The sequence below is a fragment of the Fictibacillus sp. UD genome (assembly GCF_043558025.1).
Lineage (GTDB): Bacteria > Bacillota > Bacilli > Bacillales > Fictibacillaceae > Fictibacillus.
The window spans coordinates 71,604-85,867 of sequence record NZ_JARUHH010000009.1; the positions used below are offsets into that span (position 1 = coordinate 71,604).

A 14,264-nucleotide genomic window follows, 5' to 3' on the forward strand; every position below is an offset into this window, starting at 1 on the left:
CACCCTTTATTTTAAACGTGTTACCATATCAGATAAGAACTCCTCATTCATCGGACCTACAATCTTTTTCTGAATAACTCCTGTTGTATCAATCATATACGTTGTCGGAATTGAAAATGCTTGATACGTTACACCTATATCTCCTGTTTCATCAAGCGGTATAGGGAATGTTAGGCCATAATCATCAACAAAAGTTTGAATGTTTGACTGATCTTTTTCCATAGTTGTTAAATTAACAGCCAAAATCTCAACATTCATTTTATCTTTATTTTTTTCATAATACTTTTGCATGTGAGGCATTTCAGCCTTACAAGGCGGGCACCAGCTTGCCCATAAATTCAATACTACTTTTTTTCCTTTATAGTCCGATAGCTTGACCTCTTTTCCATCAAGCGTATTCATCGTAAAGTCTGGAGCGATATCTCCTTCATTCACACCTGTTTCCCCTGATGGTTCTGCTGTCCCTTGTTCAGGTTCCTGTGTTGTTTCTGATGTTGCTTCTGATGAAGTTTCCTGCTGTTGTGAAGTCTTTTCAGCTTCAGCACTTTTTTTATCTTCTTTTAATTGTAAATCATAAAAGGTATATCCCGCTAAACCTAAGATAACAATTATGGCAATTATATTTTTCTTAAACATGGATGATCTCCCCTCTTACGGTGCCCATGACCAGCTTGAAAGCCATGAACTGATTATTTGCATCTGCCCTGTGAACAACAGCAGTCCCATTCCTAATAAAATAACTCCATTGATTTTTGAAAGCTTGGGTAAAATTTTGCTGATTGATTTTACTGTTTTAAACGAATAAGTAAGTGTAAATGAGATAATTAAAAAAGGTATCCCTAAGCCTAAAGAATAGATCCAGAGCATAAACATCCCAGAGTATACAGTCTCTGTAGAACCTGCCATAAGCAGAATGGATGATAAAGCCAATCCGACACAAGGCGTCCATCCTGATCCAAAAGCTAAGCCGATCAAGAATGAACTAAACGGATTTGCACTCGGTTTTGCAGAAGAGTTGAAGCTTTTCGTCTTCATTAGAAAATTCAATTGAAGCCAACCTAGCATTTGTAATCCGAATATTATGATTAATAATCCGCTTACTCTCTCAACCGTTTCACGATACGAGGCAAACAGCTGTCCAATCCAGCTTGCAGAAGCTCCCATAAGTACAAAGATCACACTAAAACCTAGAATGAAAAATAGTGAACGAATCATAACTGTCTGTTTATCAACTAAAACCTTGCCTCCATTGATTGTTCCGCCAGTTAAATGAGCTGTATAAGCAGGAATCAAAGGAAAAATACATGGAGAAAAAAAGGAAAGTACGCCTGCTGTTAAAGCAAAAATAACGGTTACATTCTCCATTTCACCACCTCCTGACTATATTGTGCTTCTCTTTTGTTAAGATTTGATAAAGGTAAAAGATATAGAACAAAAAAGATGCTTCCAGAAAGGAAATAAAGTTCGGGAGCATAGTCATAAAGCAAAGAAAGAACGCCACCCGAAAGTCCATAAAACGTCCCAATCAACAAGATATTCTTGCTTGTAATCAAGTACCACACAACCATTACAATCATCAGAATCAGAAAAACTTCAGTACCCTCATTTGAAGATCCAAGAGTATGATTCCAAATTAAATACACACCGCTTCCAATCATCCATAACAATACGGTTTGTGAAATAAAAGAAAAAATAATTTGTCGCTGTTTATAAATTTTCCATAAGCTATACCCAATAAAATACAAACAAGCCAGCAGAACGCCTTTCGTTCCACCTGTAAAATATAAAAGTGTAAACGGATGTTTAATAGTCTCTAAAGGCTGAAATATAATAGGACTGAGCTTCCAAATCCATAACGAGTTAATAACACCTGAAAATAACCACTTATATGCCGGTTTGTAATTTCCAGCAATCAAATAATGGCTGATCAGCAGCAAGCCTATTAAAGCAGCTCCCAAGCTTAAAAAGAAGGAAAGCGTCTGTATAGATACAGGCATGTTTCCAATTTGAACAATATCCATATACTCTCACCTCTGTGATCCATTACACACTACAAACATTAAGATTTAATAAAGATATAGAAAAAATCCGCCTGAATATAAGACGGATTTTTTCTTTGCAATTATCCTAAAATATCTAACCAGATCTTAATGGACGTTGCGATAATAAGTGCTGCTAAAATAAATTGAAGGATTTTCGTATTTATTTTTTTACCGAATTGAGCTCCAAGCGGAGACGCAATCAAGCTTGCTACAACCATGATTACAGCTGGCCATAACAATACTTGCCCAGTTGTAATTTTACCAATCGTCGCACCGATAGAAGAAATAAATGTAATAGCAAGTGATGTTGCAATCGTCATGCGAGTTGGTATTTTAAGAACAACGAGCATAATCGGTACAAGTATAAATGCTCCCGCTGCTCCTACGATACCTGCTGCTACCCCTACGATAAATGCCAGTACCGCTGCAAGCCATTTATTAAACGTAACTTGATCTAACGGAATGTCATCGATGCCCTTCTTCGGAATAAGCATCATCACAGCAGCTAATGTGGCTAACACTGCATACACAATATTAATTTGCCCCTCTGACATACCCTGCGATCCATATCCGCCGATGAAACTACCCAACAGAATAGCTCCACCCATATAAATAATGAGCGTTTTGTTCAAATAGCCTCCTTTACGATAAGCCCAAACTCCACCTATCGTAGCAAAGAAAACTTGAACAGCACTTATACCTGAAACTTCATGAGCCGTATATGCTGTGAAGCCTAGCATTGCTGGAATATATAGAAGCATTGGATACTTGATAATTGATCCGCCGATTCCTACCATCCCGGATATAAAAGAACCTATAAAGCCAATAAGAAAAATCGTTATTATGAATCCTATTTCCATGACTTCACCTCCCCATGACTGTTTTAATTAGATAAATAAGTTGATTTTTGATTCATCTGCATCAGCAAGATATGAAGCTACACCTGCATAGTCTAAACCATCGATAAGTTCATCTTGCGTAATCCCCATAACATCCATTGACATTGTACAAGCGACCATTTTCACATCGAGGTCTTGAGCCATTTCAATTAATTCTTTAAGAGTCACGATGTTTTTCTTTTTCATCGTATACTTCATCATCTTTCCGCCTAGACCGCCATAGTTCATTTTAGAAATACCAAGTTTCTCAGGCCCTCTTGGCATCATTTTTGCAAACATTTTATCCATGAATGTTTTCTTCACATTTACGTATTCTTCTTTTCTTAAGATGTTTAATCCCCAGAAAGTGAAGAACATTGTTACTTGTTTCCCCATAGCAGCTGCTCCTGTTGCGATAATAAAACTTGCCATCGCTTTATCAAGGTCCCCGCTAAATACGACCATTGTTGATTTATCTTGTGTTTGTTGTTCCATTATTAAATCTCCTCCTCATAATTAACCCCTAGAAATACAAGTCATAAGGAGGCATGTGAACATACCCCCTCATGCATTATTAACCTTTTTGAATATAGAATTTGAATACGCCGTCTTCTTCTTTGTGTTCTAACAATTCATGACCAGATGATTTTGACCAAGCTGATAAGTCGTTTACTGCACCTTTATCAGTTGCAAGTACTTCCAAGATATCTCCGCTAGAAATAGTATCCATAGCTTTTTTTGTTTTTACGATTGGCATTGGGCAAGATAACCCTTTTGTATCTAAAGTTTGTTTTACGTTCATTTGAAGAACCTCCTAGTAATTTAAGTTTTATTTATTCAGTGATCGCACAGCGGTTTGGACCAATTTCCATATCGCGCTGTTCATCAGTTGATGGATCGATTTTACCCATGTTCGTTTCACGAATTTCTTGATATGCGTTTGGCTGAGGCGGTAAGTTTTCTGTTACAGCCTTACGGAACTCATCTTCACTCTTAATGTTTAATCCTTCGTTCTTTTCAAATAGCTCGCCTAGAGGAGCTTGAACAGCACCCTTTTCATCAAGTTCGCTGATTTTACCAAAGTGAGCTGGCAATACCACTAGATCTTTTGAAAGATTATTGTATTTGTTGTATAAAGAATCACGCAGATCACTCACCCAGTCCTCAGCTTTACCAGCAAGGTCTGGACGTCCGATTGAATCCACAAATAGAATATCTCCAGATAGCAAGTATTGTCCGTCAACGATCATAGACGTACTTCCAATCGTATGACCTGGTGTATATAGCGGTTGAATTTCAATCTTTGTATTACCGATCGAAATGTCTTTGCCTTCTTCTAATGCTTCATAAGAGAACGTTACTTCTTCAGCATCTTTTGGAGGCAGCCAGTACGTTGCGTTCGTTTTTTCCGCAAGACGGCGTCCGCCAGAAATGTGGTCAGCATGAAGGTGAGTATCAATCATGTGCTTAACTTCAATATTATGTTCTTTAGTAAAATCTTCGTAAGCATCAATCGTACGAGCGGAGTCAATGATTGCCGCTTCACCGTTTGATTCTACGAGATATGAAAGGCAGCCTTTACCGATTCGGTTGAATTGATAGATAGAGCCTCCATCCTTTAAGTCGCCGATCTTCACAGGCATCAAGTATTCGCTCCAGGCTTTCATACCGCCTTCAAGGTAATACACATCTTTAATACCTGCTTCATCAAGCATCTCTGCTACCATTACAGAAGATCCTTCTTTCGCACAGACAACTAATACTTCTTCTTTTGGAAGGTGTTCTAATACATCTTCTACACCATCAATTAGATCGAAATAAGGACGGTTGATCGACTCAATTCCTTTTCCTTCGATTTTCCAGTCTTTAAAATCACTTTCATTACGAACGTCTAAAATAAACATTTTGCCTTCTACAACACGTTTTGCTACTTCTTTAGCTGATAATGCTTTAATCATTTAAATACCTCCCCAGGTATAATTTGTTTTAAAATTTTTAATTAGAATTAAAATGTTAATGTCATGTTTGCATCTTTTGCGAAATCTAAGAACATCATTGCTCCGCCAACGTCAATTCCGTCGATAAAGTCTTCTTTTTTCAGATTCATAACGTCCATCGTCATTTGACAAGCGATGATCTTAACGCCCATTTCTACAGCCATTTCAACCAATTCCGGGATTGAAGGAACATTTGCTGCTTTAAATCCTTCAGCAATATTTTCTTTCCCTGCTGGAAGAGGCAAGTTTTTATAGCCCTCTTTATGAATTAAGTTCAGACCCTCAAATGTGAAGAAGATCGTTACTTCATAATCTGCAGATGCGGCAGCTGTTGCGATGTTGAATACCTTGTATGCATCAAAAGCACTTCCGTTACTTGCGATAATTGCAGTTTTGTTAGCCATTATTGATTTCCTCCTTCAGTTGTTCCAGTCCATTCTGACATTCCTGGCAATACATTTTTCACACGCTCAAAACCTTTTTCAGATAAAACTTGTGCAGCCATATCACTTCTTGAGCCAGTACGGCAAATCACATGGATTTCTTTGTTTTTATCAAGTGTGTCTAATTTGCTTTCAAGTTCTCCTAAAGGAATAGATACTGCCCCAGGTATACGTTTGAACTCATATTCTGCAGGTTCTCTAACATCAAGCAGAATTATGTCTTCTTTATTCTCAGCCAAAGCTTTTTCTAATTCATCGTTTTGAATCGTATGCTCAAACTTAGCTGCTTCTTTTACTTCACCAGGGTTCGCTTTTCTTAAATAATGCTTAAGAACATCCCCATCTTCTTTTGTACCTAGATATTGGTTTCCTGTGTTTCTAGCCCACCCTTGAATATCAGCCAATGAACCTTTATCTGTTGCCTGAACTTCAATGACCTGACCTGCTTCAAGCTGGTCCATTGCTTTCTTCGTACGTACGATTGGCAATGGACAAGATAATCCCTTACAATCTAAAACTTGATCTACTTTAATACTCATTTATTCAAACCTCCACATAGTCTTTATTTTGTTTCGTTGTTCCAACTAAGCATGCCGCCAGTCATGTTAATGACTCTAATATTGTTAGCAGTTAGTACACTGCAAGCTTTCTCGCTTCGTTTTCCAGAGCGGCAAACCATGATATATTCTTTTGCTGCATCCAATTCATTCAGTCGATAAGGAATCTCTCCAAGCGGTATATGTTTAGCGTCTGGGATCATTCCTTGTGCAACTTCATCGGTTTCACGTACATCAATGATGTTTAACTGATTTCCTTCTTTCATTAAACGTTTTACTTCTTGTGGTTCAATTGTTTTAAAAGACACCGTTTATTATCCCCTCTCTTACAGAAAGTATGATACGTAATACTTATACCCGTACAGGTATATTAAAAACTAAAAAAATTTAGCACGATCCAATATTACTTTTAACACAGAGTTGTTTAATAAAGAATATTTGGTTTAAATCGATTACTGCATCTTTCATGAATGGTTCTAAAACTGGATCAATAGCTATTTCAATATCATTAAACATAATGACAATCTCTTGTTTATGTGACCCATCCAGGGCAACACCTATTCGGGGTCCGCCTCAGCCAAACCCAGCCATAAATATTCTTACTCTATATGGAGCAACAGATTTTTCATGAATGTACTCAATTGCTTTTTCGGTAATATTCAAACTGTCACCTCCACTTCATAAATACCCATAGGGGTATATTAAATGACAAAAGAGAATCTGTCAATAGACGATGCTTATGACAGATATTAGCGGCTTTTTACAAGAAGCTGAACGGCTTCTTTAACCAGATCGGAGTTCATTTCTTCTCCATTTTCCATTTGATCACGCAAGCATTGTTCAAGGTTCGTGCCGACAATTAATCCAATCGTACGATCAATAGCAGTTCTTGAAGCAGAAAGCTGTGTGATAACGGCTTTACAATCTTGCTCTTCTTCTAACATACGCAACACTCCGCGTATTTGACCCTCAATTCTTTTTAGACGATTTTTCATTTCTTGTGTGTATTCCAAATCAGCACCTCCTCTTCATAAAATACCTATAGGGGTATATTACACCTGTTTTAATAACTTGTCAACTAGGAGAAAAAAAGGCTGAGAGACATTTGCCTAACAGCCATTCGTTCTTTCTATTGTGCCACTTTTTGCATTCTTTCATGAACCAAATCCATAACGGCTTTTTTCAAGTTCAATAAGGCATTGTTAGCTTTTTCATTCGTTTCAGCTTGAACACCAAAATAAAACTTCACTTTTGGCTCTGTCCCTGACGGCCTTACGCAGAACCAAGAACCATCTGACAATTGATACTTAAGTACATTGGATTTAGGAAGATGGATGTCATTACTTTCATTCTTCTTTACATTATATTGAATGCTTGCTTTGTAATCCTCTGAAATCACTAATTTCTGGCCATTGATCTCAAGTGGCATGTCTGCTCTGAACCCTGCCAGTAGACCCTCGATTTGTTCTGCACCAGACTTACCTTTTAATGTAAGAGACTCAAGATCCTCTTTGTAGAATCCGTGCTTTTCATAAACATCTGTTAACGCATCAAAAAGTGTTTTCCCTTGTTTTTTGTAATAAGCAGCCATTTCTGCTCCCACTAAACATGCTTGAACAGCGTCCTTGTCGCGCACGAAGTCTCCGATTAAAGAACCATAACTTTCTTCATATCCGAAAATAAAAGTATGTTTTCCGCTCTTTTCATATTCTTTTATTTTTTCACCAATAAATTTAAAACCTGTAAGGGTATCTTCACACGTTAATCCGTAATATTCAGCAATCACTCGCCCTAGTTCGGAAGTTACGATCGTTTTGAAGACGATTCCCTTGGAACAAAGACTGCCTTTCTCTTTACGTTGAGAAAGAATGTACTCAATCATAAGTGCACCAGTCTGATTCCCTGTTAAAATCTCATACTCACCAGAACTGTTTTTTGCGGCAATTCCTACTCTGTCTGCATCTGGATCTGTAGCCATCAAGATATCAGCATTAACTTCTTTCCCATACTTAATAGCCAGTTCAAATGCAGCATGCTCTTCAGGATTTGGAGATTTAACGGTAGTAAAGTTTGGATCTGGCTGTTCCTGTTCTTTTACTACCGTTACGTTTGTAAATCCTAACTGCTCCAAACCTTTTCTTACAGGTATGTTTGCCGTTCCATGAAGTGGCGTAAAAACAATGCTCAAGTCGTGCATCTCTTTGATCACTTCACGGTTCAAGCTGATTTTTGTTAGCTGTTCCATGTATGCTTTGTCGATCTCTTCACCAACAACTTGGATTAAGCCGATGTTCTTCAACTCTTCTTCTGGCTTAACTTGTATAGATAGCTCATCTTCAACAGCGTTTACCTTTTCTATAACCTCATCAGCCTCTTTTGGAGGCAGCTGTCCTCCGTCTGGACCATATACTTTATAGCCGTTATATTCCGGAGGGTTGTGGCTTGCTGTAACAACAATACCGCTATACGCTTTTAAATATCTAACAGCAAAAGATAATTCAGGAGTTGGTCTTAAGCTTTCAAATACATAAGCTTGAATTCCTTGTGAAGCAAATGTTTTAGCAGCTTCCATAGCGAATTCAGGTGATTGATGTCTCGAATCATAAGCAATTACAACTCCGCGCTTTTTTGCTTTCTCTCCTTGCTCTTCGATAAAGTGAGCCAGTCCTAATGATGCTTTTCGAACTGTATATGTGTTCATTCTGTTTGTACCTGGTCCGATTTCCCCGCGCATACCACCCGTACCAAACTCTAGGTTTTTATAAAAGCAGTCTTCAAGTGCAGTCCTGTTTTCTTTCATTCCTTCTAATGCAGTTTGTAATGGCTGTTCCAGTTTTTCATTTTGTATCCACTTTTCATAAGTTGTCTCCCAGGACATAGTACTGCCTCCTTCTAGTTTATAAAAATTATGTATGTTGATTTTTATTTAGTTTCGATATGAATCGAGTTATTCCTGCCATATCTATTAAATACGGCCTTTATTATACCGCTTTCAGCACAAAAATAAAACCTGCGCAAATAAGCTTACGTTTATTTGACATGATTCACGATATTTCCCGAGAAATAGAAAAAAAGCGGCAAGCATCATTCGCTTTACCGCTTTCCTTTTATTATTTGCTTTTATCTTTCTGGACAACACTATACAGGTCTAACCGTCTATCTCTAAGAAGAGTTACACTTCCTGTTTTACGCTGTCTTCTTAAGATCTCTAGGTCAACATCGCCTACTACAACCGTTTCGATGTTCGGATGACATTCTCCTACAATTCCGTCTCTTGGGAAAGAGAAATCGGATGGTGTGAAGATACCTGACTGGGCATATTGAATGTCCATGTTTTCCACTTGTGATAAGTTACCCACTGTACCTGCAATTGCTGTATAAATTTCATTTTCAATCGCACGGGCTTGCGAACAATAACGGACACGGAGATATCCTTGGCGATCTTCTGTACAGAATGGTGTGAAGATAATCTTTGCACCTTGATCTGTCACGATACGTGAAAGCTCTGGGAATTCAATATCATAGCAAATCAGAATTGCAATCTTACCGCAATCTGTATCAAATACTTGCACTTTGTCTCCTGCCGTTATTCCCCACCATTTACGTTCATTCGGAGTAATATGAATTTTATACTGCTTATCGATCGTACCATCACGTCTGAACAAGTAAGCAACATTGTAGATATCTCCATCTTCTTCAACGAAATGAGAACCACCGATAATATTTACGTTGTACCGTACTGCAAGGTTTGTGAATAATTCAATGTATTGCTCTGTAAACTCTGTCAGCTTTCGAATCGCTAAGCTAGGACTTTTTTCTTCACAGAACGATAGCAGTTGTGTTGTAAGGAGTTCAGGGAAAACCGCAAAATCTGAACCTTGATCGGATGCCACATCTGTATAATATTCAACTTGGGTAGCGAAATCCTCAAATGATTCGATGGTCTTCATCATGTACTGAATGGTCGTGATTCGAACCGGTTCACTGGTTTTAAAATACTTCTTCGTCTTATTAGGAATGTAATCGACGTTGTTCCACTCCATTAGTGTTGCATATGCGTTTGATTGTTTGTCATCAGGGAGATAGCTCTTATTCAAACGCATCACTGTAAAACCATTCATCAATTGAAAGGTTAATACAGGGTCGTAAATATTGTGCTGGATGACTTCTCTCACATATTCTCTCGGTGTCATTTCCTTAGAATGTTTATGATAGTTTGGAATTCTACCTCCAAGAATGATACTTTTTAAATTCTTTTGTTCTGCCAGTTCTTTTCGTGCCTCATATAAACGAGCACCAATCTTCATCCGGCGATATTCAGGATGAACCATAACTTCAATGCCGTATAAATTAAAACCTTCTGGATCATGATTTGTAATATAGCCTTTGTCTGTAATCTCATCCCACGTATGTTTGTCATCATACTCGTCAAAGTTCAGCATTAAGCTTGAGCAGCTTCCAACAATCTTTCCTTCATACGTTACGCAAAACTGGCCTTCAGGGAAAATACGAAGATGACTTTCTAATTGACCTCTCTCCCAAGGCTCCATGTTATTTGGAAAACAGATTTGCTGAAGTTCTAAAATCTCATCTATATCCTCAAACTCAATGTTGCGCAGTTCTATCTTTTTCTCAAATTTTGATACATCAATCTCACTCATGTTAACCACTCCTCTAACCTGCTTCTAATCATTACTTCCAACTTTTCATCCGCTCATAGAGTGAGCCTGTAAATAATTCAAGCTCATTGCCATCAGGATCTGTGAAGCTGACCGTCATTCCGCCGCCTCGCTCAAGAGGCCCTCTGGTGATGTGTACTTTGTTCTCTTTAAGCTGTTTTACTGCTCTTGGGAACTTCTCTTCTTTAATTGAAAAAGCAACATGATCTACACCCGTTTGATCTTTATTCATAGGTTTTGCATTTTTGATTTCAAGTAAACATAGCCAAGTTCCGCAGAAATCTAAGTATACATCTGTATTCCCTTTATGAATGTTTTTAGCACCTAAAATATCTCTATAAAATTCAACAGATTTGGGTAAGTCTGAAACCCTTAAGGTTATATGATTAATTCCACATACTTCGATCATAAATTACTTGTCTGTTCTCTCAGCTTGTTCAATAAGTGCTGTCAGTTTCATCTCTGCAATTGACTCCATCTGATGATCCACTTCGCTAAAAGTCATATGCTTTGTTACGGGATTTGGAATCGCCACGCAATAAAGTCCCGCTTTTTTAGCTGCAACTGATCCATTAACAGAGTCTTCAAAAGCGATGGCTTCATTTGGTTGTACGCCTAACGCTTTAACTGCCTCAATATAAAGAGCAGGGTCTGGTTTAACTTGTGCAACATCATCTGCCGTTTTAATCACTTCAAAATGATTCATTAAACCACTTCTCCCAAGATGCTCTTCTACCCATTTTCTTGTTGAACTAGAGGCAAGTCCAATCTTTAATCCAAGCTCTTTTGCAGCTTCAAGATAATCCTCTATTCCTGGCAGCGGCTTTTGCTCTGAGATTAGGGCAAGAGCCCGTTCAGTTTTCTTTGCTTTTAGCTTGTCATGATCAAGCTTCTTGTTGATCTGCCCCTCTAAATATTCGTACGGATTAAAATCAGAATGGGTACCGATACACTCTCCCCATACTTCTAAAGGCAGGTCGCTTCCATGTTCTTGATACATTTCTTGAAAAGCATTGTAATGCTGAGTTTCTGTATCGAGAATTGTTCCATCAAAATCAAATACAAGTGCTTTGATCACGATAACCCCATCCCATCTATATGCTTTTTATCCTATTTTCTTAAACTTTTCATAAAGACGCAAGAAAACCGTTTTTTAAGGCTGTTTTCGCATACTATCAATGAAGATGCACATAGTCTCCGTTAGTGAAGCACATTTGTTCTAAACATAATCTTTTTTCCATTGCTCGTTGCGATAATCGCACCAAGCTGGTCTGTGCGATAGACTGTCATCTTTCGGTTATCTAACCGATACAACACTTCTTTTGATGGGAATTGATAAGGATTATTCCGCCCGACCGATATAACTGCTGTTTTTGCTTTTACTTTTTTTAAGAATTCCATGGTCGTACCCGTATTAGCCCCATGGTGTCCTAATTTGATAACATCAGCTTTATAGCCGCCCCGGCTTAGGATCTCTCTTTCTTCCTCAGCTCCTGCATCTGCCATCAATAGAAAATTCTTTTTACCATGCTTTATTTTTATCACTGCTGAGTAATCATTGATATGTTTATAGTACGAGCCTTTTGGAGCTAGCATTTCAACTTTTACCGAAAAGCCCATCTTGAAATTAACTCCTGCTTTCGCTCGATCAACAGGAATTTGTTTTTCGTTTATTACTCTAAAGAGATCGTGGTAGTATTTTGTGTCGTATGGAAGGTTTGGCATGTACAAAACACTGACTGGGAAATCGCGAATGACATCATCCAATGATCCGATGTGATCATGATGAGGATGAGTTGCGACAACAATATCAAGGTGAGTCACACCTTCCCTCTTTAAGTACGTGATAATCTCTTCCGCATCATGTTCATCTCCTCCATCAATCAGCATGGTTTGGCCATTAGGAGCTTGAATCAGTATACAGTCAGCTTGCCCTACATCTAAAAAGTGGATGGTTAGCGGATCAAACCAGTCTGCATGAGCCTTTTGTGGCACTGCCACCAATATCAGCAGCACGCCCAAACAGAACGCTGCTAACCTTTTAGTTGTTTTCAAATCTCACACCCCTTTAAATTTATTTTTCGTCCATAAAACATATCCTTAGTTATATGTAATTCTGCTGGTTTCAACAACAAAACCCGCTATCCAATACATGGATGCGGGTGTTTTGATTTTACTAATATCAGTTTTCTAAAGGTTCTTTTCTTATAGAATATTGCTTGGAATACCATCTAAATGCTTTCTTTTAAAGATTAATGCTATAGAGTCCTTTTAATTTTTTCTACCTGACAAGTTGATCGGAGTGCAAGGTGCGAGACTCCTGCGGGACAGGTAGGCAGGTGAGACACTTAAGAGTGAAACGTCCAAATGTGGCTCACCGCCTGCCCCGCGGAAAGCGAGCAACCTGGAACGGAGATCAACCTCTTTCAAAGACATCAATGATTTCAAAATCAGCCCTTAAACACCCACTTCATTCTTCTTAAAAAAGCTTTTCATGGCATGATAAACATCGGCTTTTTCTTTTAAAATATAATGACTAAACTTCGGATTATCCATATTCTTATACACACTCATCAAAGTGGAATGCCGGTTATATGCATTTACTTCCCCATAACCAAACATGTTAGAGTGTTCCATAATCTGCTGAACAAGCTTCACACACCTTGCGTTATCACTCGTTAAGTTATCACCATCCGAAAAGTGAAACGGATAGATATTATAACGGCTTGAAGAATATTTCGTCTCGATGAGTTCAAGAGCTTTCCGATATGCAGAAGAACAAATCGTTCCGCCGCTTTCTCCTTTATTAAAGAAGTCCTCTTCAGAAACAACTTTTGCTTCTGTATGGTGAGCGATAAACTCAATCTCTACTTTTTCATACTTCGAACGCAGAAAACGTGTCATCCAGAAAAAGAAACTTCGTGCCATATACTTTTCCCAAATTCCCATCGATCCAGAAGTATCCATCATAGCCAATACAACAGCCTTGGATTCGGGTTTTATGACTTCGTTCCATGTTTTAAAACGAAGATCGTCATTATGAATAGGTGCTACACTCGGCTTACCAACTAACGCATTTCGTTTAAACGCAGTTAAGATGGTCCTCTTTTTGTCTACGTTACCCATAAGTCCTTTTTTTCGAACATCGTTAAACTCGATCTTTTCTAACACGATCTGATCTTGTTCTTTTTGTTTAAGGTTCGGCAGTTCCAATTCTTTAAACAGCATCTCTTCCAATTCTAAAATCGAGACCTCTGCTTCTGCATAATCTACACCTGGTTTATCGCCTGCTGGTCCTTTTCCTTTTCCAGCCCCGCTTTGTCCGGCACGTCCATCTCTGGCTACTACATCCCCCACCTGGCTATCACCGTCACCTTGGCCTACGTGCTTGTTTTTGTCGTAGTTGTATCGGATTTTGTATTCATCCATTGAACGGATTGGAATCTTAATGACATCACGTCCGTTGGATAAAATGATATTCTCTTCGCTTATCAAATCCGGCAAGTTGTTTTTAATGGCTTCCTGCACTTTTTCCATATGCCTTTGATGATCTTGATATCCTTTTCGGTGGAGGGACCAGTTTTCCTGAGACACAACAAAATTGTTCTTATCCGGTTCACTCATTGCTAATCCCCCTCTAGAGCAGCAAGATGCAATGCTGCTTTTTC

Annotated in this window: 18 protein-coding genes; 1 reads left to right on the forward strand and 17 read right to left on the reverse strand. The window is 38.4% G+C overall.

Going from position 1 to position 14,264, the window contains the following annotated elements; all coding sequences use genetic code 11:
• Positions 1–6: 6 nt before the first annotated feature.
• From P8610_RS14435 to P8610_RS14510, 16 genes are all read right to left on the reverse strand, one after another.
• Positions 7–636, reverse strand: a complete 630-nt coding sequence (locus P8610_RS14435) for a peroxiredoxin family protein (RefSeq protein ID WP_394604982.1) — start codon at positions 634–636, stop codon at positions 7–9.
• 15 nt (positions 637–651) lie between these two features.
• Positions 652–1,365, reverse strand: coding sequence for a cytochrome c biogenesis CcdA family protein (locus P8610_RS14440; RefSeq protein WP_394604983.1), 714 nt, complete (start codon positions 1,363–1,365; stop codon positions 652–654).
• The gene (locus P8610_RS14445) at positions 1,353–2,021 is read right to left on the reverse strand and encodes a hypothetical protein (protein WP_394604984.1); all 669 of its coding nucleotides are present in this window, start codon (positions 2,019–2,021) and stop codon (positions 1,353–1,355) included. The genes P8610_RS14440 and P8610_RS14445 overlap by 13 nt, the downstream gene beginning before the upstream one ends.
• 101 nt (positions 2,022–2,122) lie before the next feature.
• Positions 2,123–2,902 (reverse strand): sulfite exporter TauE/SafE family protein, encoded by a 780-nt coding sequence (locus P8610_RS14450; RefSeq protein WP_394604985.1) that lies wholly within the window; start codon positions 2,900–2,902, stop codon positions 2,123–2,125.
• A gap of 27 nt (positions 2,903–2,929) precedes the next feature.
• On the reverse strand, positions 2,930–3,415 hold the full coding sequence (locus P8610_RS14455; protein WP_130296836.1) for a DsrE/DsrF/DrsH-like family protein: 486 nt from the start codon (positions 3,413–3,415) through the stop codon (positions 2,930–2,932).
• Between the two features lie 79 nt (positions 3,416–3,494).
• Complete coding sequence (locus tag P8610_RS14460) at positions 3,495–3,722, reverse strand: sulfurtransferase TusA family protein (protein WP_289497031.1); 228 nt, start codon at positions 3,720–3,722, stop codon at positions 3,495–3,497.
• A gap of 31 nt (positions 3,723–3,753) precedes the next feature.
• Entirely contained in the window at positions 3,754–4,878 is a 1,125-nt protein-coding gene (locus tag P8610_RS14465; protein WP_394604986.1) for an MBL fold metallo-hydrolase, read from the reverse strand.
• Between the two features lie 47 nt (positions 4,879–4,925).
• Entirely contained in the window at positions 4,926–5,321 is a 396-nt protein-coding gene (locus P8610_RS14470; RefSeq protein WP_289497033.1) for a DsrE/DsrF/DrsH-like family protein, read from the reverse strand.
• Positions 5,321–5,899, reverse strand: a complete 579-nt coding sequence (locus P8610_RS14475; protein WP_394604987.1) for a sulfurtransferase TusA family protein — start codon at positions 5,897–5,899, stop codon at positions 5,321–5,323. Before P8610_RS14475 ends, P8610_RS14470 begins: the two co-directional genes overlap by 1 nt.
• A gap of 23 nt (positions 5,900–5,922) precedes the next feature.
• Positions 5,923–6,225, reverse strand: coding sequence for a rhodanese-like domain-containing protein (locus tag P8610_RS14480; RefSeq protein ID WP_394604988.1), 303 nt, complete (start codon positions 6,223–6,225; stop codon positions 5,923–5,925).
• Between the two features lie 441 nt (positions 6,226–6,666).
• Positions 6,667–6,930 (reverse strand): metal-sensitive transcriptional regulator, encoded by a 264-nt coding sequence (locus P8610_RS14485; protein ID WP_394604989.1) that lies wholly within the window; start codon positions 6,928–6,930, stop codon positions 6,667–6,669.
• A gap of 116 nt (positions 6,931–7,046) precedes the next feature.
• The gene (locus P8610_RS14490; RefSeq protein WP_394604990.1) at positions 7,047–8,795 is read right to left on the reverse strand and encodes a phospho-sugar mutase; all 1,749 of its coding nucleotides are present in this window, start codon (positions 8,793–8,795) and stop codon (positions 7,047–7,049) included.
• A gap of 232 nt (positions 8,796–9,027) precedes the next feature.
• Positions 9,028–10,578: a GNAT family N-acetyltransferase gene (locus P8610_RS14495; protein WP_394604991.1), complete on the reverse strand. Its 1,551-nt coding sequence runs from the start codon at positions 10,576–10,578 to the stop codon at positions 9,028–9,030.
• Between the two features lie 31 nt (positions 10,579–10,609).
• The gene (locus P8610_RS14500; protein WP_394605008.1) at positions 10,610–11,002 is read right to left on the reverse strand and encodes a VOC family protein; all 393 of its coding nucleotides are present in this window, start codon (positions 11,000–11,002) and stop codon (positions 10,610–10,612) included.
• A 6-nt stretch (positions 11,003–11,008) separates the two neighbouring features.
• Complete coding sequence (locus P8610_RS14505; protein WP_394604992.1) at positions 11,009–11,674, reverse strand: HAD family hydrolase; 666 nt, start codon at positions 11,672–11,674, stop codon at positions 11,009–11,011.
• Positions 11,675–11,796: 122 nt separating this feature from the next.
• Positions 11,797–12,651, reverse strand: coding sequence for a ComEC/Rec2 family competence protein (locus P8610_RS14510; protein ID WP_394604993.1), 855 nt, complete (start codon positions 12,649–12,651; stop codon positions 11,797–11,799).
• A gap of 254 nt (positions 12,652–12,905) precedes the next feature.
• Between P8610_RS14510 and P8610_RS14515 the strand changes: the two genes are divergently transcribed.
• The gene (locus P8610_RS14515) at positions 12,906–13,079 is read left to right on the forward strand and encodes a hypothetical protein (protein ID WP_394604994.1); all 174 of its coding nucleotides are present in this window, start codon (positions 12,906–12,908) and stop codon (positions 13,077–13,079) included.
• On the opposite strand, the gene yhbH is transcribed toward P8610_RS14515, so the two are convergent.
• A complete protein-coding gene (gene yhbH, locus P8610_RS14520) occupies positions 13,054–14,220 on the reverse strand; it encodes a sporulation protein YhbH (protein WP_394604995.1) in 1,167 nt (388 codons plus the stop codon). The two genes, P8610_RS14515 and yhbH, sit on opposite strands and share 26 nt — an antisense overlap.
• Positions 14,221–14,264: the final 44 nt, after the last annotated feature.

Bases quoted from the DNA above. Each gene is read 5' to 3' on its own strand.
- P8610_RS14470 (WP_289497033.1), bottom strand. From the start codon at position 5,321: ATGGCTAACAAAACTGCAATTATCGCAAGTAACGGAAGTGCTTTTGAT.
- P8610_RS14450 (WP_394604985.1), bottom strand. From the start codon at position 2,902: ATGGAAATAGGATTCATAATAACGATTTTTCTTATTGGCTTTATAGGT.
- P8610_RS14460 (WP_289497031.1), bottom strand. From the start codon at position 3,722: ATGAACGTAAAACAAACTTTAGATACAAAAGGGTTATCTTGCCCAATG.
- P8610_RS14465 (WP_394604986.1), bottom strand. From the start codon at position 4,878: ATGATTAAAGCATTATCAGCTAAAGAAGTAGCAAAACGTGTTGTAGAA.
- P8610_RS14455 (WP_130296836.1), bottom strand. From the start codon at position 3,415: ATGGAACAACAAACACAAGATAAATCAACAATGGTCGTATTTAGCGGG.
- P8610_RS14445 (WP_394604984.1), bottom strand. From the start codon at position 2,021: ATGGATATTGTTCAAATTGGAAACATGCCTGTATCTATACAGACGCTT.
- yhbH (WP_394604995.1), bottom strand. From the start codon at position 14,220: ATGAGTGAACCGGATAAGAACAATTTTGTTGTGTCTCAGGAAAACTGG.
- P8610_RS14490 (WP_394604990.1), bottom strand. From the start codon at position 8,795: ATGTCCTGGGAGACAACTTATGAAAAGTGGATACAAAATGAAAAACTG.
- P8610_RS14495 (WP_394604991.1), bottom strand. From the start codon at position 10,578: ATGAGTGAGATTGATGTATCAAAATTTGAGAAAAAGATAGAACTGCGC.
- P8610_RS14440 (WP_394604983.1), bottom strand. From the start codon at position 1,365: ATGGAGAATGTAACCGTTATTTTTGCTTTAACAGCAGGCGTACTTTCC.
- P8610_RS14475 (WP_394604987.1), bottom strand. From the start codon at position 5,899: ATGAGTATTAAAGTAGATCAAGTTTTAGATTGTAAGGGATTATCTTGT.
- P8610_RS14435 (WP_394604982.1), bottom strand. From the start codon at position 636: ATGTTTAAGAAAAATATAATTGCCATAATTGTTATCTTAGGTTTAGCG.